The 26135-nt window shown below is 33.7% G+C and carries 28 protein-coding genes and 1 pseudogene; 2 read left to right on the top strand and 27 right to left on the bottom strand.

Annotated elements, in window-relative coordinates; all coding sequences use genetic code 11:
* Positions 1-2: 2 nt before the first annotated feature.
* The 4 genes from FA045_RS05715 to FA045_RS05730 all read right to left on the bottom strand — a co-directional run bounded on the left by FA045_RS05715 (position 3) and on the right by FA045_RS05730 (position 4551).
* Positions 3-1670, bottom strand: a complete 1668-nt coding sequence (locus FA045_RS05715) for a peptidase domain-containing ABC transporter (RefSeq protein WP_136875416.1) — start codon at positions 1668-1670, stop codon at positions 3-5.
* A 7-nt stretch (positions 1671-1677) separates the two neighbouring features.
* A complete protein-coding gene (locus FA045_RS05720; protein WP_136875418.1) occupies positions 1678-2352 on the bottom strand; it encodes a TetR/AcrR family transcriptional regulator in 675 nt (224 codons plus the stop codon).
* Positions 2353-2572: 220 nt separating this feature from the next.
* Positions 2573-4186 (bottom strand): PspC domain-containing protein, encoded by a 1614-nt coding sequence (locus tag FA045_RS05725; protein WP_136875420.1) that lies wholly within the window; start codon positions 4184-4186, stop codon positions 2573-2575.
* 11 nt (positions 4187-4197) lie between these two features.
* On the bottom strand, positions 4198-4551 hold the full coding sequence (locus tag FA045_RS05730) for a PadR family transcriptional regulator (protein WP_136875423.1): 354 nt from the start codon (positions 4549-4551) through the stop codon (positions 4198-4200).
* Between the two features lie 344 nt (positions 4552-4895).
* Between FA045_RS05730 and proB the strand changes: the two genes are divergently transcribed.
* Both proB and FA045_RS05740 read left to right on the top strand, forming a co-directional pair.
* Positions 4896-6038 (top strand): glutamate 5-kinase, encoded by a 1143-nt coding sequence (proB, locus tag FA045_RS05735; RefSeq protein ID WP_225871285.1) that lies wholly within the window; start codon positions 4896-4898, stop codon positions 6036-6038.
* 35 nt (positions 6039-6073) lie between these two features.
* The gene (locus tag FA045_RS05740) at positions 6074-7321 is read left to right on the top strand and encodes a glutamate-5-semialdehyde dehydrogenase (protein WP_136875425.1); all 1248 of its coding nucleotides are present in this window, start codon (positions 6074-6076) and stop codon (positions 7319-7321) included.
* Here the strand turns inward: FA045_RS05740 and FA045_RS05745 are convergent.
* From FA045_RS05745 to FA045_RS05855, 23 genes and pseudogenes are all read right to left on the bottom strand, one after another.
* Complete coding sequence (locus tag FA045_RS05745) at positions 7318-8046, bottom strand: hypothetical protein (protein ID WP_136875426.1); 729 nt, start codon at positions 8044-8046, stop codon at positions 7318-7320. The two genes, FA045_RS05740 and FA045_RS05745, sit on opposite strands and share 4 nt — an antisense overlap.
* A gap of 179 nt (positions 8047-8225) precedes the next feature.
* Complete coding sequence (locus FA045_RS05750) at positions 8226-9059, bottom strand: BRO family protein (protein WP_136875428.1); 834 nt, start codon at positions 9057-9059, stop codon at positions 8226-8228.
* An 85-nt stretch (positions 9060-9144) separates the two neighbouring features.
* Positions 9145-9666 (bottom strand): hypothetical protein, encoded by a 522-nt coding sequence (locus tag FA045_RS05755; protein WP_136875430.1) that lies wholly within the window; start codon positions 9664-9666, stop codon positions 9145-9147.
* A gap of 158 nt (positions 9667-9824) precedes the next feature.
* Positions 9825-10847, bottom strand: a complete 1023-nt coding sequence (locus FA045_RS05760; protein ID WP_136875432.1) for a hypothetical protein — start codon at positions 10845-10847, stop codon at positions 9825-9827.
* A gap of 6 nt (positions 10848-10853) precedes the next feature.
* Positions 10854-11456 (bottom strand): hypothetical protein, encoded by a 603-nt coding sequence (locus FA045_RS05765; RefSeq protein ID WP_136875434.1) that lies wholly within the window; start codon positions 11454-11456, stop codon positions 10854-10856.
* Entirely contained in the window at positions 11457-11978 is a 522-nt protein-coding gene (locus tag FA045_RS05770) for a hypothetical protein (protein ID WP_136875436.1), read from the bottom strand.
* 18 nt (positions 11979-11996) lie between these two features.
* Positions 11997-12668, bottom strand: a pseudogene (locus FA045_RS18945) (VanW family protein).
* 219 nt (positions 12669-12887) lie between these two features.
* Positions 12888-13643 carry an energy transducer TonB gene (locus tag FA045_RS05780; RefSeq protein WP_225871286.1) on the bottom strand — a complete coding sequence of 252 codons (756 nt, stop codon included), beginning with the start codon at positions 13641-13643 and terminating at the stop codon, positions 12888-12890.
* Positions 13644-13859: 216 nt separating this feature from the next.
* The gene (locus FA045_RS05785; protein WP_136875440.1) at positions 13860-15032 is read right to left on the bottom strand and encodes a hypothetical protein; all 1173 of its coding nucleotides are present in this window, start codon (positions 15030-15032) and stop codon (positions 13860-13862) included.
* Between the two features lie 24 nt (positions 15033-15056).
* Positions 15057-15875: a hypothetical protein gene (locus tag FA045_RS05790; protein ID WP_205943104.1), complete on the bottom strand. Its 819-nt coding sequence runs from the start codon at positions 15873-15875 to the stop codon at positions 15057-15059.
* A gap of 269 nt (positions 15876-16144) precedes the next feature.
* Positions 16145-16783, bottom strand: a complete 639-nt coding sequence (locus FA045_RS05795; RefSeq protein WP_136875442.1) for a hypothetical protein — start codon at positions 16781-16783, stop codon at positions 16145-16147.
* Between the two features lie 458 nt (positions 16784-17241).
* Complete coding sequence (locus tag FA045_RS05800) at positions 17242-18066, bottom strand: hypothetical protein (RefSeq protein ID WP_136875444.1); 825 nt, start codon at positions 18064-18066, stop codon at positions 17242-17244.
* Positions 18067-18138: 72 nt separating this feature from the next.
* Positions 18139-18645 (bottom strand): hypothetical protein, encoded by a 507-nt coding sequence (locus tag FA045_RS05805; RefSeq protein WP_169305021.1) that lies wholly within the window; start codon positions 18643-18645, stop codon positions 18139-18141.
* Positions 18646-18720: 75 nt separating this feature from the next.
* Entirely contained in the window at positions 18721-19203 is a 483-nt protein-coding gene (locus FA045_RS05810) for a hypothetical protein (RefSeq protein ID WP_136875448.1), read from the bottom strand.
* A gap of 81 nt (positions 19204-19284) precedes the next feature.
* Positions 19285-19728 (bottom strand): hypothetical protein, encoded by a 444-nt coding sequence (locus FA045_RS05815; protein WP_136875450.1) that lies wholly within the window; start codon positions 19726-19728, stop codon positions 19285-19287.
* Positions 19728-20333: a hypothetical protein gene (locus FA045_RS05820; RefSeq protein ID WP_136875452.1), complete on the bottom strand. Its 606-nt coding sequence runs from the start codon at positions 20331-20333 to the stop codon at positions 19728-19730. Before FA045_RS05820 ends, FA045_RS05815 begins: the two co-directional genes overlap by 1 nt.
* A gap of 29 nt (positions 20334-20362) precedes the next feature.
* Positions 20363-21256, bottom strand: a complete 894-nt coding sequence (locus tag FA045_RS05825; protein ID WP_136875454.1) for a DUF6694 family lipoprotein — start codon at positions 21254-21256, stop codon at positions 20363-20365.
* A gap of 411 nt (positions 21257-21667) precedes the next feature.
* A complete protein-coding gene (locus FA045_RS05830; protein ID WP_136875456.1) occupies positions 21668-22159 on the bottom strand; it encodes a hypothetical protein in 492 nt (163 codons plus the stop codon).
* A 204-nt stretch (positions 22160-22363) separates the two neighbouring features.
* The gene (locus FA045_RS05835; protein WP_136875458.1) at positions 22364-23077 is read right to left on the bottom strand and encodes a hypothetical protein; all 714 of its coding nucleotides are present in this window, start codon (positions 23075-23077) and stop codon (positions 22364-22366) included.
* Positions 23078-23103: 26 nt separating this feature from the next.
* On the bottom strand, positions 23104-23553 hold the full coding sequence (locus FA045_RS05840) for a hypothetical protein (protein ID WP_136875460.1): 450 nt from the start codon (positions 23551-23553) through the stop codon (positions 23104-23106).
* 4 nt (positions 23554-23557) lie between these two features.
* Positions 23558-24385 (bottom strand): toxin-antitoxin system YwqK family antitoxin, encoded by an 828-nt coding sequence (locus tag FA045_RS05845; protein ID WP_136875462.1) that lies wholly within the window; start codon positions 24383-24385, stop codon positions 23558-23560.
* A 549-nt stretch (positions 24386-24934) separates the two neighbouring features.
* Entirely contained in the window at positions 24935-25702 is a 768-nt protein-coding gene (locus FA045_RS05850; RefSeq protein ID WP_136875464.1) for a DUF2931 family protein, read from the bottom strand.
* Positions 25703-25707: 5 nt separating this feature from the next.
* Entirely contained in the window at positions 25708-26016 is a 309-nt protein-coding gene (locus FA045_RS05855) for a hypothetical protein (RefSeq protein ID WP_136875466.1), read from the bottom strand.
* Between the last annotated feature and the right edge of the window lie 119 nt (positions 26017-26135).

The raw sequence follows: 26135 nt of genomic DNA on the forward strand, positions 1-26135 counted from the left end.
ATTTAAATATTTCCTATTGTCCCATTCTGTAATTGCAACTTCTGATTGGCAATAAAAAGAAGTTCTGGTGCTTCAGATACAATGATAATTGTGGTATCCTTTTTCAGTTCTTGTAAATATTTCACCATCTTAAACCTAAATTCTTCATTCATTCCATCTAAAGGATCTTCTAAAAGTATTAATCGGTTATTCCCTAAAAGTGCTCTTAGTAGTAAGATTTTTTTCTTCGAACTAAATGAAATTTCTGTATCTGTTTCACTCAACTGTGTATTAAAACCATCGGTAAATTGACTTGGCAAATTTTCTATCCCTATGGTTTCAGAAAGTTCAAGAATATGCTCTGTATTTATTCCATTTCTACCTAAAAGGATATTATCCTGAAGCGTGCCTTTAATAATGTGCATATCATCCATATAAAGACCAATATGATCTCTCAAAGAAATCTTATCTAAATTTTTAAGCGGTATTTTATCAAAAAGAGCAGTTCCGCCAGTTGGCTCATAAAAACCAGCTAACATATTTAAAAGCAATGATTTACCTGTACCCAAAGCTCCAGAAACAATAGTAATTGAATTTGGCTGTACGGTAAAATTAATATTCGATAAAATGGGTTTATTATCATTAAATGAAAACATTACATCTTTAAATGCAACTTCCATTCCTCCACTTTTGTGCTCTAAAATTATATTTTCGTTATGTTCTTCTTTAAGCTCTGTTACCTTACTAAGTTTTGCCAATGAAGCTATTACATCGTAATAACTCTCTAAACTTTTGATCAATTTTTCTACAGCAGCCATTATACTTAAAACCACAATTTCTGTCGCAATAAAAGCACCGATATTTAGTTTTTGATTAACTAAAAGGTAGGTTCCAATAGTTAACATCACTAATGTAATGATCACCTTAAAACCAATAATGGTTTTGTATTGAAACACCAAAACTTTAAAATGTGAAGTACGATGATCTAGATATTTAACTACGCGATCATCAGCACCAGTCAAATGCATTTCGGTTTTAGAGTTAATTTTGAATGTTTTTACCGCCCCTGCAATATCTTCTAACCACGATGCTACTTCATATTTTCTGCTGCTTTCTTCTACGCTAGATTGTATGCCCGAATCCATAGTAAACCTAAAAATGATAATCACAATTAGAATTACAATTGCTCCGAAAACTAAAAACCATGGATGGTAAAAAGACAGTAGCAGAATACCAAAAAAGATCTGAATTAACGCTGTCGGGATTTCTAGTAAAATTTTTGAAATTCCCTTTTGCAGGTTTTGTGTATCAAAAAACCTGTTTACCATTTCGGGTAAATAATACTTCTTATTGGCAGATAAATCAACTTTGGGCAATTTATCTGCAAACGCAATGGCATATTCAACAAATATTTTTTGCTGAATTTTTTCGATGATTTGCATCACTTTTATTCTAAAAAAACCTGCTAAAAAAGTACCCAAAACTACAAACCCAATTAATAAATATAGAGATGTAACCATGGTAGCTCCCATTACAAAACTAACAATAGCTTGTATACCTAAGGGGATACTTAGCTGTACTAAACCACTTAAAATGGCATAAATGTAAATGGCAGTAACATCTTTTTTTTCTTTAGTAATGTAATTAAATAATGCTCTACTACTTTTTGTATAATCTTGTTCTTGTGCCATTTTTAAATTATTTGATTACTGAAAAAGCGATTAAATTTAAATAGTCTAAAACGTATTGTTTATGAGCTGTTCTAGATTTATTATCTGTTAATTTTGGCAAGTGTTCGCTAAAATATTGCTGATCATGAGCAGTTTCTAACAAGGTACTAGCCAATGAATTTGGGTAACTAAATTTTGGATTGATTTCTAAAATAATTTCGCCAATAAATTGACACAAGCTTTTTAATGGACTAAATACCAATTCTTGATTAATTTCATCAACCTCTTTAACCAAATAAGCCTTACTACTTTCTGAAATTACAATGGCATGCAACTTTTCTAAATTATAATCTTGTATTTGAGAGTGTCCATCGTAATTATGTGTAATTATTTCTAAAATTGATTTCAGCTTATCAAAAGAATTGGTCATTTCTTGTAAACGCATTTTGGCTACAAATTCTAAATAGCACCAATACCAATTTAAAATATAGGTTAACAATTTATGTTTAGATGAAAAATATCTATAAATGGTAGCTTCTGTTGAATCTATTTTCTGAGCTAACTTTTTAAAGGTAAACTGCTCAAAACCAATTTCATGAATTAGTTCGATAGCATTTTCTACTATCAGCTTACCAATTTCAGAGTTTTCTGGATCCCTGAGATAAAGATGTTCGTTAATTCTAAACTTTAATAAAACTTGCATAGCCAACTAATTTGTTCAAAAATAAACTACTTTAATTTAAAAATGCAAAACAAACATAAAAGATAGTAATACTATTACAAATATTTTACAATTATATTAAAACGGCATTAGTAAAAAACAAAAAATTCGATAACTTTTTATGGTTATCGAACTCAATATGATGTAAAATCAAATTCTCAAATATTTACAATCAACAATTTAATATAATAGACAATTTCTACTATGGCTTATTTTCCTCCTTAAGTTTATCCAATTCTACTTTACATTTCAAGCCATCTTCTGTCATTTGCCATTCTCTGTAACTATCTTCTGTTTTATTGTAATCATCGCAAAAGAAATTATTAAAATACAAGTATTCATAAAGATCAGTCTTTGCTTTAATCCTTGTACCCACCGGAACTTTAAGCGTAACCGTTACTTCTTGGTTTCGCCAAATACTTTCTTCCTTTAATTCTAACCTCGGATTTAAAATTAGTAGCGAGTCTGTTTGTTTATATTTGTATTTTATATTTTGAGCATTACGCAAAGCGATGGCAAAAGTTCTACCCTGCGATTCGTAGTTTTGGGTAATGGTTGTTTTATTATTTTCGCTTTTTTCAATCACAAACCTCACGTTTCTTGGCACCCTAAAAGGATGTTCGTTGCTATCATCGTAAACTACTCTTCCATCTAAATTACCATTCACAATTTCAAGTGCAGCACTATCCGCTTTACTAAACGCAACACTTTTATCAACATCTATTACATAAGTCTCAAAAGTTTTTAAGTCATCAGTTTTAACTAACTCGGCATGTTCTTTAAACTCAGATGTAATTTTTGCAGTATAGTAAACACTATAGGCAACACCAATTAACCAAATAACAAGTAGCCCAAATGATAGCGATTTGTTAATGGCTTTTTTATTAAATGCTACACGTATCGCAAACAAAACCAGCGCTAAAACCGGAATAAATAGGGTAACAAATGCAGCTAAAACAATACCATTTCTTAGCTCTTCGTTAATAACAGACAGTGGCCAAACCTCAAAAGTGTTAGCATCTAAAAAACCTAAAAATGCTGCCAAACAAACAATTAAGCACACTAAAGTTGCAAACCCACAAAGTATAAATGCACCAGCAATAAACTTTAAAATTAACTTACCAGTTGTGCCTAATAATCTGCCTAATGCTTCTATAATTTCAGTTATAAAATTACCCGAACGTTTTGCTATTGGCTGAAAATGATCGCCGGCATTTTTCATTTTTTGTTTAAAAGCAGCGAGCTCATCCTCAAAATTTTTCTGGTAACCATAAAGATTTGTCGCTTCACCTTTCATCTCCATTTTTTCAGATCTGGTAACTGCTCTCGGCATACTAATCCATAAAATGATGTATGCTAAAAAGCCAGCACCACCCAAAAAAATGGTTAAAAATGCAATTAACCTAACCCAACGTGCTTCAATGTTTAAATAATGACCTAAACCAGCACAAACACCAGCAATTACGCCATCATCAGTATCACGATATAACTTCTTTGCACCTAAATAACTTGGCTGTTGCACAAATGGATCTGCATCTTCCACTTCTTCATCGCCAATAAAATCTTTAACACTACCCATTTGTGCAATTACACTTTGTACATCTGTAATTTCTATCACTTGTCTTTTGCCAGCTTCTAGTATCTCAGCAAACATTTCGGCAATGCGATTTTCTATATCGGTAACAATTTCAAAATCATCAGCATTTTTGGCAAAATGTTGTTTAATCTCGTTCAAGTAAGCTGTTAATATTTCGTAGGCATCTTCTTCAATATGGATAATTGTATTTCCTATATTTATAATAATTGTCTTCTTCATGTTTGCTAAAATTAATTTTGTGGGTCTGATTGTTTTGGTACACCGTTTTGAGACGTTGTAATGGCATAGGCCAATTCTTGCCAAGTATGATCTAGCTGTTTTAAAATCTGTTTGCCATCTTCGGTAAGCACATAATATTTACGTGGCGGCCCCGAAGTAGATTCTACCCAGTTGTAAGCCAACAATCCATTATTTTTTAATCTGGTTAATAAGGGATACAAAGTTCCTTCCACTACCAAGAGTTTTGCCTGTTTTAATTCTGCAATAATATCTGAGGCGTAAATCTCTCCTCTCGATATCACCAAAAGCACACAATATTCGAGTATGCCCTTTCGCATTTGTGTTTGCGTATTTTCTGCTATCATAAAACAAAGATATGTGTTTCATATAGTATTATGCAATACATAGTACTATAATTATTTAATAATAACATCTAATTTTCTGATTATTAGGCTAATAAAATTTAGAATTTTAAAAATTTGAAAACGATTGGTAGTGTTTTATGGCAAAAACAGTCCCGCTTTTGTTACAAGCTCCGAAGAAAAAGCGGGAGCTTTTCACAACAATCGGGTTTATATTACAAAGCTTTTTGCTAGCTGCAGCGTGAGGGATAGCAACGAAAAGCCCACAGCGAAGGCGCAGCCGAAGCGAGGACTTGTAGTGAATAGCCCGACCCTTGCGCAGCTTGGGGCACGCCCAAATTCTTTTTTTGAAAACACAAAACAGCTCAATTGTTTATGTTTTTGTTACATTAGTGTTTTTAAGCACACAAATGAATTTAGGTTACAAAAAAATAGTTGTTAAAGTTGGCTCTAACGTAATTACACAAGCCAATGGTTTACCAGATGAGGCTCGAATTAAACATTTAACAGATCAGTTAGCCGCTATTAAAGCAAAAGGAATTGAAGTTATTTTGGTTTCTTCTGGCGCTGTTGCTTCAGGAAGAAGTTTAATTAAGGTTAGCGAGAAACAAGATGCCGTAACTACCCGACAACTTTTGGCGGCAATTGGCCAGGTAAAATTGATTAATACTTACGCTAATTTTTTTGAAAAGCATAGCATCAAATGTGCTCAAGTATTGGTAACTAAAGAAGATTTTAGAGACAGAGCACATTATTTAAACATGAAAAATTGTTTACAAATCTTGCTGCAAAATGAAGTAATCCCTGTGGTAAATGAAAATGATGTTGTGTCGGTAACCGAGTTAATGTTTACCGATAACGATGAATTAGCTGGATTAATTGCTTCGATGTTAAATGCCGATGCCTTATTGATTTTATCAAATGTAAATGGAATTTATAACGGTGATCCGAAGTTAGAAACTTCTGAAATTATTCAAGAAATAAATGGAAATACTGCAAATTTGGCTTCATTTATTAGCACTGGCAAATCTCAATTTGGTAGAGGGGGTATGATTACAAAAACCAGCATGGCGCAAAAAGTAGCGAAATTGGGCATTACTGTTCACATTGCCAATGGAACTAAAGACAATATTTTAACCGAATTACTTGAGGGTAAATTAATCCACACCACATTTGTTCCAGAAAAAATTAAATCGGGCAAGAAAAAGTGGATTGCCCACTCAGAAACAACCGCCAAAGGCATTGTTCAGTTAAATAATGGTGCAAAAGAAGTTTTAACTTCTGGCAAAGCAACTAGCCTTTTGCCTATCGGGATTATCGCTATTAAAGCTGATTTTTTAAAAGGAGATATCATCAAAATTGTTGATGAAAAAAACAACTTAATTGGTTTAGGCATTGCTGAATATAGCTCTGATAAAGCCAAAGAAAGAATTGGACAAAAGAACCAAAAGGCATTGGTACATTACGATTATTTTTATTCAACAATATAAAAAAGCCTCCCTTCTGGGGAGGGTTGGTAGGGGCTATGGATTACAAAATATACTTCGAGAAAGCACAGCTAGCTAGCAGAACTTTAAGCAGTTTAGCAAAAGAAAAAATCAATGCAGTTCTGTTAGATTTAGCCGCTGCATTAATAAGCAATGCTGATGAAATTCTATCAGCCAATGCTAAAGACTTAGCCAAAATGCCTATCGATGATCCAAAATATGATCGGTTAAAACTAACGCATGAACGAATAGCGGCAATTGCCAATGATGTAATTAATGTTGCTGGTTTGGTTAGTCCGCTTGGCGAAATATTATCAGACAAAACCTTAGAAAATAAACTTCAAATTAAAAAAATTCGTGTACCATTAGGCGTTGTTGGTGTAATTTACGAAGCACGCCCAAATGTAACTGTTGATGTATTTTCACTTTGTTTTAAAACTGGCAATGTGGCCGTTTTAAAAGGTGGTAGCGATGCAGAGTTTTCTAACATCGCTCTAGCTGAAATCATTCATCAAGTATTAACAAAGTACCATATAAATGTTGATGTTTTAACTTTATTACCTGCAGAAAGAGCTGCAACCGAAGCTTTGCTAAATGCCACAGGTTTTGTAGATGTTTTAATCCCAAGAGGAAGTCAATCTTTAATCAACTTTGTTAGAGCAAACAGCAAAATACCAGTAATAGAAACTGGTGCTGGCATTGTGCATACCTATTTTGATGAAAGTGGAGATTTACAAAAAGGACAAGCAATTATTTTAAATGCAAAAACCAGAAGAGTGAGCGTTTGTAATGCCTTAGATTGCGTATTAATTCATCAAAAAAGATTAGCAGATTTACCAGAACTTTTATCGCCCTTGGCAACAAAAGAAGTTGAGCTTTTTGCTGATGAAATAAGCTTTGAAATTTTGAAGACAACCTACCCTACTCAACTACTCAACAAAGCTTTGCCAGAACATTTTGGCACTGAGTTTTTGTCGTTAAAATTAGCAGTTAAAGTAGTTAAAGATTTAAACGAAGCTTTAGAACATATTGCCAATTACAGTTCTAAACATAGCGAAGCGATAATTGCTGAAAATGCAAACAGCATTACCGAATTTTTAAATCAGGTTGATGCTGCAGCCGTTTACGCCAATACATCAACCGCGTTTACCGATGGCGCTCAGTTTGGTTTAGGAGCAGAAATTGGTATTAGTACGCAAAAACTACATGCTCGTGGACCCATGGGATTGGCAGAATTAACCAGTTACAAATGGATTGTACAAGGAGATGGACAAGTAAGGATTTAATTTACAAGGGCAAAACCATCGACCTCATCAGTTGTAATAGTTGCCAAGTCGAGTAATTTTTTAGCCGGTATTTTTTTAAACTTAGTTTTTGGTTTATTTTCTTCTTCCTTAAACATGTTTCCGCCTTCGGTATAGTTCATGCTATTGGTAGAAAAATTAATGCTCATTTTTGTGATTTCGCCAGAAGCACGACTGTAATAATGTTCATCGAGGCCAATTAAGGCAAACTTTTTATCTTGATATCTAAATGTGTAGCTGTTGGCATTAACACCATAAGAACCGCAGCTTAACCAATATTGATAACTTACAATTAGCACACCTTTTTTAATTTCTACACCCCCTGTTTCTCCAATAGGATCTGCAAGACAAGGACTTTCATCATCGTTTTCACTTGGCACGAAGCCTGAGTTTTTTACTGCGAGCAAATATTTACCATTAGCTTGCTTAAATAAAACCATCAAAATTCTAGGGGTTATATTTAAGGTAGGCGAACCCAAAAATTGGTCTGCAATTAAGTTTTTGGGATTAATTTCTTCAATAATCAAAACTTCATCTGCCAACAAATCTTTATTTAAATCTCCTTTTTCTTCTACAATTAATTTCCAATCAGTAGGAATAAAATCCTCAATTTTTGATGCTGTTTTTTTTATGATTGGATCATTGTTTTGTGCAAATAATAAATTAAAACTTATTAAAAGCATAACTATAAAGCTGTATTTTTTCATAACCTACTCTTTAGTATAATTTGATTTGCCATTTACATCAACTGTTTCTCCGAGATATTTCGGTTTTCTATTCCTTAAAACATCTAAAACAAACTTGGTAATGGATAGCTTTTCCCTAAAAGAATAATATTTGTAGCCAGGGTAAATGCCTCTTGTTAAACAAAACATAAGTATCAGTTCTATTTATCTAATTTTTTATTTGAGGGAGTTGGAGGCAAAAAATTTTCGGGGCTAATTACTTTTTTCCCTGTTCTTTGCTCTAAGGCAAGCCTTGCATCTTTAGCTATTTTTCCGCCTTTTTTACCTGCAATAGCATTTTGTTTTACTCCTTTTGCCTCTTCAACTTCTGCAATTTGTCTAGTAGATAGCTCTGCTAGTGCAGTAAATATAAGTTCGGCTTCACTCATATGATCTCGCAAATTTTGAGTTTTTAACCCTTTTAAATTTTTATGCTGTTTTACGTTTAATCCTGTCCATTCTTGATGTATAATATTGGTTAACAAAGCAAATTCATCCTTCTTTTCAACCCCACTTTCTTTCCAATAATCGGTAAGCTTGTTACGGGTTTCCTGTCCGCTCATTCGTTGTTGTATCCACTTTTCGCTTCTACCTAATTTCTGCCAGTTTTCCCTAGCCCTATCCAAGCTTTGCTCGGGGTCGGTAATTTCTTGCATACGCTCATAACCAACTTTTGCCAACCACTGTTTAAATGGTTCTGCTTTTGGCGATGGAATGGATTGGATCAAACGAAGTAGTGTTTCAGTATCTGCAACATCAGTCTCTCGCATTTTTCCGTCTTCTGCTTGCATTTTCAACCGTACGATTTTATCGTACACTTGACTTCCTTCTTTGGTGAGCTTCTTCTTCAGGTCGCTCCAATATCTTTTAGGGATGCTGCTTCCGGTTAATATTTCAATTACATCTATAACCGAAAAAAACCATTGCTCTTTTTCTTCGTCCCAGTGACTACGCACTTGCTTTTGATCAAATATTTTAACTGTATTTTCTTGCATATTTTCATAAATTAGATAGTAATAAATCTAAGCATTTTACTCATCGTGTTTTACGATTGTTGACAATAAATTTAATCTAAATGGCTTAGTGTTTTGTCCCAATAGGAACTTTCATTTCTGCAGGTTTTAAATGCCTTTCGGTTAAATTTTCAATTGGAATTCCTTTCATATCATCGCTTATTTCCTTTAAGCCCCATTTATCGGTAATGTATTTTTTAGTCATACAAAAAGAACCAATATAATCGTAAGCATTTTGCGTAACGGTTAATGTGTCGTTTTTCAATTTATAGCTTCCCTCTGTAATTATTTTCCCATTTTTTGTGGCATATTTTACAATTTCTAAATGACTAAATTTCAGCTTGTCTAGCGTAATTTTATAGACTTGTAAGGTATCTTCTTTTCTTAGTTCTGGTAATCCGTCTGGCTTTTGATAACCGAGATATACATTAAATTTTGTTTTTTTAATGCTGAAATCGGCTAAGCGTTTATCAGTTTTTAAAATGTCTGATGTGCCGACAATTCTTTGCGCAACTGGTTTGGGGCGTTTGTTTTGCGAAAACGCACCCATTGAAACGAAGGATAATAGGATAAGAAATGAGATTTTCATAAATATAGGTTGTGGTCAATTAAATACTTTGTGGTAGGAGCGAAGTATCTGACATAAAACTTTCTGGGAATTTAATTTCTTGGACTTGCACTTTTATCGCTATAAAGGCGACGAGTATAAATGTTTTAATGGTATGTTTTTCATAAATAGTTTTTAAATTATACAGGTTTATCTTTATCAAAAACCCCATCCAATCTTTTATAATTCATTGCAAAAGCAAGTATGGTACAAGCAAGAACAGTTATCCAAATGCAAATAATTCGAGTAAACTCCAGTTTAATCATATAAAATAAACAAATTAAAGGAAAGGTTAGGAATAATACACTGAAACAGGTTCCTGCCAAAAAAGAAAGAAAAGTTTTCGTAAAACCATCAAATTTATTTCCCATTAAACCTAAAATAAGGGCTAATATTGGCATCCCGAAAATGGCGAAATAAGGAAAAACTTCGCTTTCTTGGATATGGATTTTAAGCGGTGCAAACAGAAAATAGTTAACCCCAATGTACATTAGAATTAGGTAAGGCATTAAATATTTAAAAACCCTGAAAGATTTACGTGTCTTATCTTCAAATTCTGGTGTACCTATTACCAATGGTTTGTTACCTTGTTCTGTTAGCTCAAATGCATAATTGTTATTTTTTACAGCATAACCCAAAACGCTAATCAAATCGCCATTTTTAAGGGTCCTTTCGGTATAGCGAATATCATCTACAGCATATTTTATGCTATGTAAAGTATCTGTTTTGGCAGGTAAAAAGGCTAGATTTAACTGCGTTATAATTACTTTTATTTTCCCTGTTGCATTGCTTAAATAAAAATCCTGAAGTTCTTGCTTTTTTGTTGTGGTATTTACGCGTTCCGAGCCTGTTTCGTCATCGTAAGTAATGTTCCCTTCTTCGTAAGTATAGGCAATACATTCTTGTTTAAAATGGGGCGTTAAAAAAGTTTTTGTGGCACTAACATTTCCTTCAATTTTCACCAAACCTTCGGTTAATTGATAAATAGGTGTTGGCTTTTTTTTGATGAACGTTCTTTGTGTCTTGGTAACAAAATATACAAATGCTACCACAATTATTGGCACAATAGACACGATGTAACGGTTAGAAAACATCAATGTAATAATGGAAACCACAGCCCCCATTACCACCCAAATTAATATGCTTGAGAAACAGCTTTTCATTGTTGCCTAATTTTTACTTCGTCTTTTCTGTTCTGCATTTTTATGTTTCTCAACAATTTTTTCTAACTGTGCAGAATAGCCAAAATAGGTTTCCTCGCTAAACTCTTCTAAGTAGATTTTTTTGAACTTCAGCTTTGCTTTAATTGTAGGGATTTTAACCAATTCGCACTGCTCGTTATTTGCCAAGTGATCGTAATAATGCCAGTTGCCAATGTAATTTCCAGTAAGCAAGTTTGCACTTGCCTCGCCACTACCATCGTTAGCCGCATTGCCAAAAGCATATTCTGTTATGCCGATTAGTCTGATGCGTTTTTCCATCTTTTCGTACCTAAATTGGCAAGCGTAGCCGCTTCGCATCCAATTGTTTCTAAGTTCAAATCCGTTGTGGGTTGCTTTGATATAAGTATTGTCGCTTGCCATTTCGAGGGGTTTGGTCATTAGCTTTTTAAAGTTTTGGGTTGATAAACGACAGATAATTTCCCTTTCCTTTTGGTCTATGTAAACCGTATCTTTTTTGCCATCAAAATCTAGGTCTTTTACCAATTTTTCTTGAGCTAAAGCATATAGCTGAATCAGAAGAATCAATGCAATTAAAACTATTTTCTTCATTTATTGAACTAGTTTATTACGAACTAAAATTGATAAATAACAAATACCCAGCAAAGCGACGAATTGCCAAACCGTAAAAGAGAGTAATTGCCCGAGGTTGGTAAATTCAAAAAGCAAACTATCCCATTGGTTTGCTAATTTATTTTTGAAAATCTCGAAACTATAATTGCCATTTTGTTGCGTGTTACCATAAAACCTAAAATAATGTGCAACTACATCTACTAAAAAACACTTTAACAATAAAATAGCGATAAAAAAACCTATTGCTAATAAAAATGCATTCCCTCTAAGTTTATCAAAAACAAGCAAAGCTGATGCTAAAACATAACAGCAAAAAGTACTCAAATCAGCAAAGCCTTCGTAAAACGAATAATTAGCCAAATGGCTTTGTATTAAATATTTATTTACAACAAACTCAGAAAAAAAGCTTGTTAAAATAAAAACAGCAAAGCTAATAGCTAAAGCAATTGCCAATTTTAAAAAAAGCCAATACTTTTTAGTCAATGGTGTTGTTTTGTTCAAAGTATTTTATTGGTTTTTTTAATCTTCTAAAAACTCAGCTGGCGTATAAGTAACCCTTGCAAAGTTTTTCATTATCAGTTCCGTTGCAACAACCCTGCCACCTTCAAATTTTAGTATTTTATGCCTCCATATTTCATTTTTGCGGTAAAATTGATTTTCTATTTTTAAAAATTGATGATTTTTTTCCTCGATGTGATACGCATAATTGAGCTCGGTATTTACACGAAGCTCGCCTTCTAAGCATTTATCTGTAAACCAAAGGTTAATTTGAAAAGTATGCTCGGTATTATTGGTAAACTGATAGTCGAGGTAATTGTAAAAAACCGTGGCACCACTACCAAAGGGCAATACCCGGCCATCGTCTGGAAAGGGATCAAAAGAATGATGATGCCTTTCGGTAACTGTTAACGGACTATGGATAACCAGCCAATGGATCAAATTTGAAATTTGACAAATACCTCCACCAATACCTGCTTTTGCCTCACCAAAAGAAAGTTACATGCCTAACAAATAACCTTTCTTTTTAGAGGGCAAACCAACCAATTTGCAATAAGAAAATGTTTCGCCAGGTTTAATAATAATGCCATTAATATTTGCCGAAGCAATTTTAAGATTGGTTACTTTATTTATTTGCAGTTGCTCATTATTATCTCCAAGTTTCTTAAGTAAAACCGATTGATGTTTTTTAATCCGAAAATCGAGTTTATCGCTGGTTTTGGTTTTAGCATATTTTTGCCATCAAAAACCCATTCAAACCGTCTTTTTATTCGCCTTGCGTTAACCGCCAAAAAGTATAAATATGGGTGGCGCTGACTAAGTAATTTTCGTTTTTTCACTTTATTCAATTTGGCTTATAACTAATCCAGCATAGCTGATCCGTTAATTGTTTGTATTAATATTAGTACTCCTTTACTGCAATTTAAAGGTAACTGGAACCCTAAAATAGGTACGCACAGGTTTGCCATTTAGTTCACCAGGTTTCCATTTTGGCATTTTTCTCAGCACACGTATTACCTCTTCATCACAACCATAACCCAGTTTTGTCTCTATTTGTATGTTGGTAACAGAACCATCTACTTCTACAATAAACTTTGCCCTAACTGTACCTTCAACTTCTTCTTCCTGAGCTTCATCGGGGTACTGCAAATTATTGGCTATGTATTTTCTAACAGCAATCATCCCTCCCGGAAATTCTGGCAACACATCTACTTCTATCAACGGATTATTTTGGCGATCTGCAACTACAGAATGTGTTGCTGGAGGAACCTCAACCACACCCATTCCAGCAGATTTATAATCAGTAACTATTGTTTTAAGGCTCAACAAACCTTTTAAATTTTGCGTATAAACACGCTCTACAACAGGTTGCTTTTTACCCATTATATAAAATGAAATACTGTTTTTAGCAACCTCATAATTGCCAGATTTGAGGGTGTCTTTGGTAGTTTTATTAACCACGCTTTTAATCTCCTTTGCAATAGCTTGTGTTTTGCCCAATCGGTATAAGTTGTAAAAAGCCGTGTCGTTTTTAGCCTTTGCTTTACCCTTAGTTTCTAAAATAAAGTAATTGGTTTTACCTAACGAGAAACTAAAATCTGGTGTTCTATTTTGAGCCTGAGCAAAAGTTGTAAAAGTAAGAATTGCTATAGTTGTTATTTTAAACATTTTAATCATATTATATGTTTTTTTCAGAAAATATGCGTTCAGCATTTCATCGATTAATCTAGCCCTGCCATCCCTGCCTGCCGGCAGGCAGGCGCTTAACTTCGTTGGTAACCGCAAGGGTTACCACTACATGTTCGCTGCTGTCAGGTTTATATACTATTGTTTGTGCCAATGGTAACCTTTTAAAAACCCCAACGTTTTAAGGTTTATAAAAAATTAATTTAATGTAATCCCTAAACCTGCCAAGTAAGCTTTAGGCAAATAAATTTCTCCAGTTTTTCTATTAAAATAAGTGCGGCTATCTTCTTTACCCTCAATTTTAACGTCAAAGTAGTTGTCAGCTTTATAAAACGTTAATTTTGTTGTTGGTTTTGTTTCAAAAATGCGCTTGCTTATTTCTTCTGTTTCTTGCAAAGCAAAAATGGTATTGCCATTCTCTAGCTTCTTCGCATAAAAGAATGGAATAAAAGGTTCTTTTTCTACAGCTATCTCCTCTTGTGGTTCTGGATTTACACCTTTTTGTTGGCTATAAGTTGGTTCAGCCATTTTTGGCGCACTTACGAAACTATTCTCAACGTTTGGCATGGTGCTGAGCTTAACGTTCAGCAGTTTTTCGGCATAATCAAACAGCTTATCTTCATCGAGCTTTGCCAAAACAAAAGCCTTAACCAAAACCATTTTGGCGTTAAATAGCCTGTGGTTGTTGCCTTGGCTCAGTATAATGTAATCAAAAATTGGATTGCTTTTCTTTTTTCGTAAATCAATAGTAATCGTTTTCATTTTTACAATTCCATCGTCTTTCTTTTCGGCTGGTAGTATGTAAAGGGGCAGGTATTTATCAAAACCTTTGTCTAAAACCATTTTTAAGCTCTCATCATTAGCTAATACAACGTGGTGCTTTTTCATCTCTCTAATTTTAGGAGGTAAAAACTTTCCATTTTTATCTTTGCCGCCAGAAACATACGTATCTTGCGCATGATAATTGGCAATAATATAATTTCCAACAGCATAAAAATCACCGTAGTCTCGGGTAAGCGGGATGGCTTTATCTGTTTCTTCACTTAGCAAAAACTTTTTTCCTTTAGCAGTTACCATAGCATAAGGCACATTTTTTATCTGTACCTCGTTGTTATAAATACTTTCGTACAAAGCTTTTGTGCCGGTTTTTGTATTAAAAATAATATCAGGTCTTTCGCTAAAATCTTGTAAATAGAATTGGTTTTTGGCAGGCACCAAAGTGGTAAAGGCATAAGTTGGTTTCATCACCTCGTTGCCTAGCGTATCGGTAATGCCATGTTTGCCATTAATGCTAAAAGGATAATACTTTTGCTGTGCAAATGTGAAGTTGGCTGTAGCAAAAAGCAGTAGTGTAAAAATTGTTTTTTTCATATTTTGGTTGATGTTTATTAAAAATCAGTAGCCACTAACTAATAAGTTTCTTGATGCTTTTAAACTGCATTTCTGAAATTTAGTGTAGGCCATTGCCGCTTTACTACGTATTTGCTCTGCAGTTTCAGCATTAACATAACTGCTTAAAGCATCATGTAAAATGTAAGCTTCAGGCGCCATTAATCCGGTTGTCCAAACCACAGGATTTGCTTTTGCCTGCTTTAAATGTGGTGCGAAATATTTCTTGCTAATGCAGGCTAAAATAATTGCATCGCGTTGTTTGCCATCTGCATTGCTAAAATTTTCGTTTAACTGAAAATCCATTAAACCATCGTGACCAATGTAGGCCACCATTTTAGCATTGCCATTTATGCCAATTACGGTTTTATTAACTTGGAGGGTATCCTTCAATTGTCCGGCTGCACTGTATAGAAAATCTGTTGTTGTTTTTTTAATGTATTGGCCATCATAAGCGTCAGCAACTAAGTAGTAATTTTTACTGATGTGCTTAAAAACCAAGCGTTCCATCCTTATTTTATCAAGTTTATGAGTTTTTATCAGCTTCCATTCTTTGCTTTTTTTAAAGTAGGTTTTTACGCCATACGCACAACCCCAATACAAATTATTGGAGGGGTCTTGTCCGTTGCCAATTGCTGCTGGCACAGGCACAATGCCTTGGTATTTATTATCGCAAAGCGCAACAAAAACGTGAATGGTTTTAGTGCTTTCATCAAATTTTAATGCACTTTTAAGTTGGCTTGCAGCTGTTTTAACTGGTTTTGGTTTGGCATCGCAACTTGTAGCTAAGGCGATGATAATGATACAGATTTTAAATAATTTCATAGGTTTTAACATTAAGGCATTAAGAAAATTAAGGTTGAAGAATTTTTTGCTGTGAAAACATTAAACTCATGACGATGAAAGGTGTAGTATTCCATAAAAAATAGAAAAAATACCGCCTCGTTCTTAAAATCCGTCTAAACCTATTAGGTTGATTAAGCGGGACATTCTTGCGAGTTTACAAAGCAATCTATCCAGTAAAATAGATTGCTTCGGCATGCTTCTCCGATAAATCGGAGCAAGCTCTCGCAATGACGATTTGATGAAAATATTTATTTAACCTCTTGCCATTTAATAGATAACTTAGCCAAGTACAATGCAAACTGTTGCTTTTGGTTTGGCGTTTCTAGTTTTTGCATTAACACTGCTGAGTTCTTATTCCATTCCATATAAGCGCTTTCTTTGGCTACAATTTCGTGCTCGTTCTTATTTTTATAAGCAGCTGCATAATCTTTTAAAAGTGTTTCAAAAGCCGTAAAATGTGCATCAATTTCTGGACTGCCAAAATCTGGTTGCGCTGCCGAATTAATCTTTTCAATGCCTTTAGCTCTAGCTTCTTCAGATGCTTTCATTAACTCTTCAGGACTAGCTTTTTTGTTGGCAAAAAATAAAATCGAAAAGAATATGGCGAACGTAGCAACGGCTATCAGTCCAAAAATGGCAGGTTTACCATCAGCATTTTTCCATTTGGTATAAGCCCAAAAAGCTAAACCTAAACCCAAAATAAGCATACTTACGGCTAAACCTACGTTGCCTAAAAGCTCAAAAACTGGATATAAAATGCGTGGAACATTGTAGCTAGACTGTTCTTTAAAATAAAAAGTGCCTTGACTAAAAATGCCCACACCGATAGCTGCGATAGCTACTGCCTTCACTTTTTCGGCAATGTTTACTGTTTTGTTGTTTTCCATGTTGTCTTATCTTAGATAAGATGAAAATACATTTCTGGAATACCATTTTAAGAGCAATTTATTATTCGTTTGTATTTATTGAAGATTTGTAGGTATAGACTTATTATTCGTAAAACGGATTTCATAATTTAACATTTTGGCGAGGACGATAATTTGGGGGTAAATTTTAATCGTAAAGCGATTTATTTTTTTCATTTAGATGTCCATTCAAGCTAAGCATAACGATCTTGTTATTAATAATCAAATCATTAAGATATATTCGCTATTTTTTTGCTCTGCTCCTTTAAAAACGCCAATTGGTTTGCCGTAAAATAACTGCATCGCTTTAGCATCAAATTTCCCTCTACAATCGTCATTAGTTAACCTGCAATAAACTTTTTATTGGCGCCAAATATTGGTTTTCAGGTAGGCCACAACTGGGCATATGATAATGAATAAAATGATGATTGCAGTCATTTTTAATTTCCTCTCGGTGCTTCTTGTTCTTTTTTATTTGGATCGATGCCATCAATGTAAAAACCAATTTTATAAATATGTCTTGAAAAATTATTTTCCCATTTAAAAGAAAAATTAATGCTTTTCTGCTGTAATGTTTCGATATAAGCTTTCGGATAAGTTAAGCCAGCAATCTGCAGCGATTCATTATCTGTCTTCCGCAGCCTAAACCTATAGTTTCCATATCTACCATAACCACTAATTTGATGGGCATCATCCACTGCATTCTTATTAAATGCATCGGTGGTCTCTATTGGATCATGATTGTGCGTTACCGGAAATCCATCAACCAATATAATACCATAATTTTTTATTTTCCTGTCATTCAATCTTGTGTCCTCAACCTGTATTTCTACGATGTGGTCAACACCTTTATATTTAACGGTGGAAAGGCTAATTAAACCATTTTTAGAGCGAAATCTTAAACTGTCTACTTCTTCAAACGCTAAACCTGGGCAAAGAGAAATCACCTCGTTAACAGGTTTAAAAAGCTCTATTTTTATATCGTTATATGAGATAGAGAATTTATCTCCAAATATCTCGATCCTATCTTTTTGCAGTTTAAAAAGTGATAATGCCCAACTGATACATACTTCATTAAAAGGTTTGGGTTTAATACTATCAGCATAAATAATTTTCACTGGTTCATACTCATAGGGATTATCGATGCTGTACACCAAGCGAGCAAGTTCATCAGCTTTTTTATATAAGCTGTCTTTTTTGGTTTGCGCTGTAACATTTTTTGCTAAGCCGAACAAAACATATAAAAGTAAAGCGATTTTTTTCATTTTATCTTCGTTAATTTCATTTGATATAAATCCACATGTTATGCCTTGTCTGCTAGTTGAGAATTGAAGCTTTTAATCAGGAACTTTATCGTTTATCGAAATGTTTACTGGAATTTTCACTTCCTTTTTCATCCCGTTAGACATTTCAAATTCAATATTGATGAACCCATTCAGTTTTTCAAACTTTTTATTTAGGTTAAACATAATCCCTAAGTTTCTGCATAAAACATTTTCATACTCGCCAAATGGCAAACCTTGTAGCGTTTTTGCAGCCCCATTATCTACAAATTTTAAAACTTCATTTTTTTCGTTTTTAAGCTGATAATCTTTCAGATTGTAAGTATTGAAATCATAAATATTACCATCTTTATTTACAATTGTTCCGTTGTTTTTATGGTACTCATCTTGGTCTTTTTTAGATAAAGTATATCTGGTAAGTATGCCAAATTTATCAGCCGGTTTTCTATCTATTTCGGTTAAATCGGTAATGGTAGCTTTGGCATTTTTAACTACTTCGTTTAAAAATTGTTCTGTTTCTTCATCCGAATAAGGATAGTTTTCTGTGTTACAAGAAATCATTATTTGACAAATAGTAAGTAGGACTAAAAATTTTTTCATGTTTACTTTATTCTATTTAGTTTTTCTAGTAAATTTTTATAATTCAACAACGCCTCCAATCACTTTTTTATTGATTTTTTCTATATTAAATGAAACATGTTTTTTAATGTTGTTGATGACCTTTTGCAATACAGCCGTATCATTTGATGGTTTAAACGTGTAAATCAAATTTTGATTAGTATGATAAAGGCTAAGCGTACTAATGTTTCTTTTCATGACATCAATGTCGTTGTAATTAACATTGACGATTGTTTTGCTCGATTGTATAGTAAAACCATTTTCATCAAAAGTTACCTTATTTATAGTTGTAAGCTTAGAAAATATAAAGAGTGGCCATAACACTACAACAGCAGCCAATAGCCCCGGAAAAACACCAGTTCGGGTAGAATTTATGAGTTTTACTATATCATAAGGATCAAACAAAACAAAACCTAACACTACCAAAAAGTAGAGTAGATATGCAGCAAAAAAAACAATTGCTTTCCTTTTGTTTAACTGTTTATAGGTGATTTCTTTCATCTTTTTAATTTAAAATTCTCCAATGAGTTTAAATTTCATTTTTAAAGACAATCCTTTACGTCTTTATTGAAGTTAATTTCCTTACCTATAAGGAATTAAGTTTTTAATCTTTTCTATGTCCTTTTGAAAAACATCTAAATCTTTTTCGAATATTACCTTGCTCGTATTAATTTCTCTTATTATTAAGTCATAATACTTCTTTTTAAATGTCGAAAAAATTGGTCTGTCTTTAAATGGAAGTTCCTTTTCTATTATTTGAAAATTATGTTTAGAAAATTCATAAAAAAATTTACCAATACGCATACCATCCGTAGTAATGATACATTTGTTATGGAAGTAAAGCCAAAAAAGCCCTAATGGCAGCAATATAAATCCAAATAAACTAAATGCTCCAATATGAACTGTCGAATTTTTTTGTAAAATTAAACCATCTACAAGATTATAAAATGAACCAATGATAATTGGTAGGCCAATAATTGAATAATAAATAAATGTTTTTTTCGATAATAATATGGTGAACTTCATCAGATAATTTTAGCTTCCTTTAATTTATTCTCAATTATGGTTATCGTTTCTTCACCTTTAGGCATTCCACCAAAAAAACCTGCCGACCGCCAAGTTTTAGCCTCCCAAATGGTAGATTTTGTAGTAACATCATAAAGGGTAAATAAGTAGGTAACACTTTTTAAATCGCTCGTACCTTTTCTCGAACTTACATTTGTAATGGTAGTTTTAAAAATATAAGCTTTGCCATTTTGTTTGGCAATTTCCCAAACGTCGGGTTCAGTTCCTCTGTAAGCATCTAGTTCAATCATCCTTTTTGTGGCATCGTCAGACATGGTTTTAATTTCTTCGTTTACCAAACCTGTTGTTTTTAAAGCATGATACAAGGGCTCTATAAAATCAGTTCTTTCCAGCCCTAGTTTTGCGCCAACCATCACATCCGAGGTTTTTTCTAATTCTTCTTCGTGCCAGAATAAGGCGTTTTTTATTGGAGCTGAAATTTTTGTAGATTTTAGCACCTCAAACTCTGGCTCACTAAAGTTGCTTCTGTAAATAGATGCGCCAATGGCGAAAATAAATACGCCAATAATTAACATTCCTAAAATTCCTTGTATCTTTTCTTTCATAAGTTTTTGCTTAATGTTTTAAATTTTTATTACTTATTGGTTAATTCCAACTCGTTTAAAGTTCCCTTTTGTTCTTTAAGCGCTGCTATTTCTTCATTTAATTTTTTAATTTCGGTATCAAAATAAGCGGCATTTGCCTTTGGCCTTTCAATGGTTCCCTCTTTTTTAGTGGTAATTTTTGTAGCGTAAGCTTTAATTACCAAATCGTAAGGAGAAAAATCTATGATAGGATATTCTGCAGTTTTCCATAAATTAGTATGTGCAACCGCTTCTGAAAGTAAAGGTTGATGGTCTTCGAAAGTTTCATTTGGTTTTAAAACATAATCATCATTCCAAGTGCCTCCTTGACCTTGTGCTGCAATTCTTTGGCCTGTTTTTTTAGAGAAAATCTCGATGTTAAACATATACTCGCCTGTTAAATTATAGGCCGATGTATTGGTAAAAACTAAATCCAAGTAAGGTTGCTTTTCATCAAAACTTTCATCCTCTGAGATGGAAATTTTGGTTAATTTAAAGGCGGCTATCTTTTTAATAATTGCCTCAGTTTTAATTTTTTCTTTTTGCAAACTATCAATTTCCGTTTCGGCGTTTTTGATTTTTTCATCTCTATCCGCTTTTAAAAAGTCTTCAGCATAGCTGATAATTGCGCTGTAAGTTTTGCCATCTATCATTTCCATCACCATTTTATCGAATGTTTTTCCTTCATTCTTTTCGGGCGAGTTCCATTTTTCTTTCATCGCTTTTAGCATAATCACTCTCAAAGCTTTTTCTAGATCTTCTTTTTCTGTTTTGTCTAGTTTTTCCTCCATTTTGGCTTTAGAGGTTTTAAAGGATTGTTCGCCTGTACCAGAAATGGTTGGGCCGCATGCTGAAAACAAAATCGTGATAACGAAAAGGATTAAAAGGGAGTAAGTGTTTTTCATTGTGAATGCAAATTAAACTTGTGGAGAATTATTTATGATTACTGCTAATTGGGGGCGAACTGTAAATCTAATTACAGGCATACAACGGTACACACTTATACTTTCAATCTTAATTAGCTTTATGTATCGTAGTGCTTAAAAAATTAAAATTTTTCCGAGCGTATGTCTTGTTATCATTACCCATATTTTATCGATTTTTTAGATTTACCTTTAGACCTCAGCGAGGTCTAATATTTATAGCTGAATAGGCAATTATGATGTTCGACCCCAGCTGGGGTCGAATGTATGCCTTGTAATTTACTATACATATATTATCCCGCTGGGATAACCATCACAAAAGTGTAATACAAATAAACTTGTTCCGAACGGTGTAAATATCACCATCGGCAATTCAGTTTAATAATTTTTCAATTAATTAGCCTTATCTATTCTGGTATCAGCAGCACCACCGTAATAAACCGTTTTGCCGTCCATAGTTGTTGGGCTTCTGTCTACCTGTAAATCCATTGTAAAAGAAACCTCCATTTTATCGGTATACTTTAATGGTTTTCCTTCGTTGTCATAAAAAACAACATCAGCCATGGTAAAAGATGTAGGCGCATCAAATTCATTTTTGCCTTTGCCATTAGGGATTGGAAGTGAAGCAATTAGTTTTCCTTTTCCGTTTGGTTCTTCATAAAAGCCGATGTATGGCAGTTGGCTTTCGTTAGCCATTGGGCCTTTTACCTCAATATCTCCATTAATAAAAGGGTAACCAACAATGGCAAAACGTTTACCATTGTTTTCTTTAACCTGGTTTAAAGCTTGGTACTGTTCTATACCTACAACTTGTCCTTTTTCTTTGTTTTGGCTGCACGAAACAAGCATAGCTGATGCAAGTGCGATAAATAGCATTTTCTTCATTTTGTTTTTCATTTAGATTGTTTATTTGTCTTAATTGTTAACTCTATTTCCTAATTAGCTCTTTTAATCGTTGGCGAGAACGCCAACACTGGATTACGCTCATGTTGGCGTCCTCGCCAACGTTTTATTAAACTTTTAAACCATCATCTTGAGCTAGGTAGACTGATCTTTTCCACCAGAAGCTGATTGTTTATAGAAATGCGCTTAACCCAATAAACCCGTTACTTTTAAGTTCGAATAACGATCACCTAGTTTTTTCAAGAAATCGTTGGCAATAATAATCTCTTCCAGATTTTTTTGAACGTTTAGCGAAAATGCGCTTGCTCCAGCATTAGCATAAGTAAATAACAATGCAGAGAACATAATTAATTCAATTGGGCTACCATCTGTTGCCAAAGCAATTCTATAAGCTTTAACATTATCTCCTTTTTGTTTGGCAAAAGCTTTAATCATTCCTTCTAGCGGAAGTTCGGTAATGGTAGAGGCTTGTAAACGGGTAGCATCAAAAACCAAATGGTTTGAGATTTCTCCTTCGGTATCGGTATCTAACAAATGTAAATCGGCCCCGCTTAAAATTAAATACTTTGGTGTTTGTACGGTATGAAATCTTACTGTACCTAATGTAGCTAAGCCTTTCAAGCTATCTTTCATACCATCTTTAATGCTGTCTTTGGTAGAATAATCAATATTAGCGTAGTTAAAAGCATCAATGATTTTGCCTTCCATTTGCATCGGAATAAATGCTAATTCTCCATTTAAAAAATTGTTTTTATAAGTTTCTGCTTTGCGCATTTCGGCATTAAAATCGGTGTTCAGAAACATCTCTTTTTGTTTCTTCTTTTTTAAGTGCATAAAATAGAATATGCCACCATAAATGGCAATCATGCCTACAATAATTAAAATAACTGTAATACTCATTTTTTTGTTTTTTAAGGGTTTATTTATTAGACGTTTTTAGGTATTATTTTTCTTTTTTCTGATGGAATACTACCCCAAATTAAAAGGGCAATAAATAGCAAAACCATAATTTTACATCCGTATCTGGTATAAAAAGGCAAACCAATTACATCGCCCATTTTTAAGTTTTGCGTTGCCAAAATGCGTTTTAGCTCATCCTCAGGAATGCCGAAATATTTTTCTGTTTGCTCATCGTAGGCTACCAATATTGGCTCTTGGGTAATGTATAACGGCAAAATATAAGCGATGTTAAATTCTGTGTGTAAGGTTGCCAAGTCTACATAATTGGCATTATCGAGGTTAAATTCGGCAGTGTTTGGCAAATCGTAAACTTTGTTTAAAACCTGTCGCTCGCCAAATGGTATTTTAGCTTTATTGGCAAATGCAAAACTCGAAGTTGTTGCCAGCATTGCTAACATCAAAATGATTTGCTTCATTTAGTTATTTTTGAGCCTTTTTATAAATCGCTTCACTCACTTTTTCTCCTTCCAAATAATAATTGGTGAAAAGCACAGCACCATCTGGTTTATACATGTGCCCAACACCATGGCGTTTACCATTTACAAATTCTGCATCCATGCTTTTTTTACCTAATGTGTAAGTGGTTGATAGTCCATTTTGCAAATCGTCTTTATAACTAATTTCAGTCATAATCTGACCATCATTATACACCCTGTAAATGCCATTTCGTTTATCGTTTTTATAACTAATTTCTGTAGCTAATTTTCCATCCAGACTGTAATTTTTAGAAGTGCCGTTTTTTAGATCGTTTTCATAATACGTTTCGGTAGTTACTTGTCCGTTAGAAAATGTTTGTGATATGCCATGTTTTTTATCCGTTTTGTATTCAGATTTATTTACAAGTTTATCGCCACTAAACATTTCGCTTGCACCGTTTTTCTTGCCGTCTTTATACACCTGATGCAACCAAACTTTACCTTGATTGTCGTAGTTTTCTTTTAATCCGTTGCGAACGCCATTTTTATAATAAAGTTTACACTCCATTCTTCCGCCTTGCGAATACCAAAATGCCTCGCCGGTAATAAAACCCTTTTTTATATTATAAAGTGCAAAGCCACCTTCATCAAAAGGTATTTTGTACTGGCCTTGCAATAGTTTGTTATTTAAGCTTAATACCAATTCACTGCTATCTATATTATAGTTTTTTTGGAGGTGCTTCCACTGTATTTCTTCGGGCAGTTGGGCCAAAAGTGTTTGAGCACACAACATCAATACAAAAAATATGGTGAGTTTAAAGCTGTTTTTCATAGGTTTTTATGGTAATTATTCCAATAAAAATAGCTACTAATATTATTGAAGATTAAGTGCTTTATTATTCGTTAAGCTTTACAAAGTATTTGCTGGGAATGAATTGTTATTCGTAAATGATTTTTTTGATTAGAAGCGCAAAATCAATACACAAAACTTAATCTGTTCCCGTTTTCCGCTTTACTTCGTGTTCGCTCAATGTTATTAAGTTAAGAAAAATTAACACGTTGGCGGGGAAGCCAACATATGAAACTTCCAGCGTTGGCGTCCGCGCCAACGCTTACCTTAATGACATTGCGTGTTCGCTGCAACCGGAGCCAAATGGCGAATACAGCTTTTCATTTTTGCACTTTGCAGGGTGCACAAACCTTTGTTAATAAACCAGATTGAAATGAAATTTTTTTTTTGTTTTGCCAAAATACTCAACCGATTAAAGTAGCAAAATCGATAATATTCTTTGGACGATTACCATCAACCAAAAAAAAATTGCCTGCTTGCGGTAGGCAGGTAATTTAAAGCAGGGCTAAAGCCGCCATTTAAGACAAACTTTCATTTGCTAATTTGCCCTTTAAAATCTATATAACCGTTTTTTTGTTGGTATTGCCATAACTCCATATTGTTTTCGATGTAACGAGATGGCGTATCAATGTAATTTGCATTCGCATCAAAACCACTTATGTACACCGTTTTTAAACTATCACTTAAATTTTCAAAAGCATAGTTAAAGTAGTCATCTTTGCTTAAGGGCTTTTCGTAAAATAAGTCGTCTGCAGTAGATTCAACAGGTTTTAATTGGGTGCGGAGTAATTCTCTTTCTAGGCACACACCTCTAAGCCATACAATTACGTTACCATTGTTTGCTATACCAATTACAAAACTCAGTCCTTTTTTCAGCCCTGCGTATTCCGAAAGCCTTAAAAACTGCTCGTTAATTTGTGCTGCTTTAAACATTTGTAGTATTTCTTTTTGCGGTAAAGCCAAGGTGTCTGCATAAAATTTTTTATCCCGATAGGAGAAATATTTTAAAACCAAGTGTTGTGGTAACCTTGCCGAGCGAGCGTGGTTTGTAGTGCCATAATTTACACCCCAAGTAGTGATAAATTCATTAACATCTTCATCGTCTGCACTTTCAAAATCATCGCCTGGCAATAAAAAATAGGCTTCTCTAACATGAACAGGAAATGTTTGGGGAGCAGTAATGCCAACTGAATAATTATATCTTTCCCAGCTTTTATAGCTTAGCTTTTGGTAAATAATTGCAGCAAGCAAGGCAAAGGCTAAGCCCATGTAAAACCAGTTTAATTTATTGATTTTCATGGTCGTTAATTTTTAAATGCGGCTGCCAAACCAGTTGCATACCACAGCAAGGCAATATATGCCACTGAAATGATGAGCGCAATTACAAATAGCCAAATGGCCCAGCGGTGAGCTTTGCCTCGGTAAGTTAATGCATAAGCACCCAACAAAATAGTAGTCGAAGCTGCTATCGGAAAAAGTATCATTTCTTGAGCTAGCTCATTGTTTTTATTAAAGGTTGTTGACAAAATTATGCTCAGCAAAATGTTTACAACAATAAGTACTATAGACAAAGTGCTGTTTTTTAGCTGGGCTATTTCTGTTCTTTTTTCCATTTTATGGTCAATTACCAATGCTAAAAATACACTTATGTTATTTATTCGTTTTAGCAAACTATTATTTGAGGGCAAAAAAGCTAAAATTGCCGCAATTGAATTATTATTTGCTATTTTAA

Origin of the sequence: Pedobacter cryotolerans, from assembly GCF_005116475.1 — a bacterium.
GTDB lineage: Bacteria > Bacteroidota > Bacteroidia > Sphingobacteriales > Sphingobacteriaceae > Pedobacter > Pedobacter cryotolerans.

Coding starts and splice junctions, on each gene's coding strand:
- FA045_RS05840 (WP_136875460.1), bottom strand. CDS start 23,553: ATGAAGCAAATCATTTTGATGTTAGCAATGCTGGCAACAACTTCGAGT.
- FA045_RS05820 (WP_136875452.1), bottom strand. CDS start 20,333: ATGAAAGAAAAGATACAAGGAATTTTAGGAATGTTAATTATTGGCGTA.
- FA045_RS05725 (WP_136875420.1), bottom strand. CDS start 4,186: ATGAAGAAGACAATTATTATAAATATAGGAAATACAATTATCCATATT.
- FA045_RS05745 (WP_136875426.1), bottom strand. CDS start 8,046: ATGAAAAAATACAGCTTTATAGTTATGCTTTTAATAAGTTTTAATTTA.
- FA045_RS05810 (WP_136875448.1), bottom strand. CDS start 19,203: ATGAAAGAAATCACCTATAAACAGTTAAACAAAAGGAAAGCAATTGTT.
- FA045_RS05855 (WP_136875466.1), bottom strand. CDS start 26,016: ATGGAAAAAAGAACAGAAATAGCCCAGCTAAAAAACAGCACTTTGTCT.
- FA045_RS05800 (WP_136875444.1), bottom strand. CDS start 18,066: ATGAAAAAAATCGCTTTACTTTTATATGTTTTGTTCGGCTTAGCAAAA.
- FA045_RS05830 (WP_136875456.1), bottom strand. CDS start 22,159: ATGAAGAAAATGCTATTTATCGCACTTGCATCAGCTATGCTTGTTTCG.
- FA045_RS05805 (WP_169305021.1), bottom strand. CDS start 18,645: ATGATTTCTTGTAACACAGAAAACTATCCTTATTCGGATGAAGAAACA.
- FA045_RS05730 (WP_136875423.1), bottom strand. CDS start 4,551: ATGATAGCAGAAAATACGCAAACACAAATGCGAAAGGGCATACTCGAA.
- FA045_RS05785 (WP_136875440.1), bottom strand. CDS start 15,032: ATGAAAAAAACAATTTTTACACTACTGCTTTTTGCTACAGCCAACTTC.
- FA045_RS05760 (WP_136875432.1), bottom strand. CDS start 10,847: ATGAAAAGCTGTTTCTCAAGCATATTAATTTGGGTGGTAATGGGGGCT.
- FA045_RS05755 (WP_136875430.1), bottom strand. CDS start 9,666: ATGAAAATCTCATTTCTTATCCTATTATCCTTCGTTTCAATGGGTGCG.
- FA045_RS05835 (WP_136875458.1), bottom strand. CDS start 23,077: ATGAGTATTACAGTTATTTTAATTATTGTAGGCATGATTGCCATTTAT.
- FA045_RS05720 (WP_136875418.1), bottom strand. CDS start 2,352: ATGCAAGTTTTATTAAAGTTTAGAATTAACGAACATCTTTATCTCAGG.
- FA045_RS05815 (WP_136875450.1), bottom strand. CDS start 19,728: ATGAAGTTCACCATATTATTATCGAAAAAAACATTTATTTATTATTCA.
- FA045_RS05765 (WP_136875434.1), bottom strand. CDS start 11,456: ATGAAGAAAATAGTTTTAATTGCATTGATTCTTCTGATTCAGCTATAT.
- FA045_RS05740 (WP_136875425.1), top strand. CDS start 6,074: ATGGATTACAAAATATACTTCGAGAAAGCACAGCTAGCTAGCAGAACT.
- FA045_RS05790 (WP_205943104.1), bottom strand. CDS start 15,875: ATGAAATTATTTAAAATCTGTATCATTATCATCGCCTTAGCTACAAGT.
- FA045_RS05845 (WP_136875462.1), bottom strand. CDS start 24,385: ATGAAAAACAGCTTTAAACTCACCATATTTTTTGTATTGATGTTGTGT.
- FA045_RS05750 (WP_136875428.1), bottom strand. CDS start 9,059: ATGCAAGAAAATACAGTTAAAATATTTGATCAAAAGCAAGTGCGTAGT.
- FA045_RS05715 (WP_136875416.1), bottom strand. CDS start 1,670: ATGGCACAAGAACAAGATTATACAAAAAGTAGTAGAGCATTATTTAAT.
- FA045_RS05850 (WP_136875464.1), bottom strand. CDS start 25,702: ATGAAAATCAATAAATTAAACTGGTTTTACATGGGCTTAGCCTTTGCC.
- FA045_RS05795 (WP_136875442.1), bottom strand. CDS start 16,783: ATGGAAAACAACAAAACAGTAAACATTGCCGAAAAAGTGAAGGCAGTA.
- FA045_RS05780 (WP_225871286.1), bottom strand. CDS start 13,643: ATGTTTAAAATAACAACTATAGCAATTCTTACTTTTACAACTTTTGCT.
- FA045_RS05825 (WP_136875454.1), bottom strand. CDS start 21,256: ATGAAAAACACTTACTCCCTTTTAATCCTTTTCGTTATCACGATTTTG.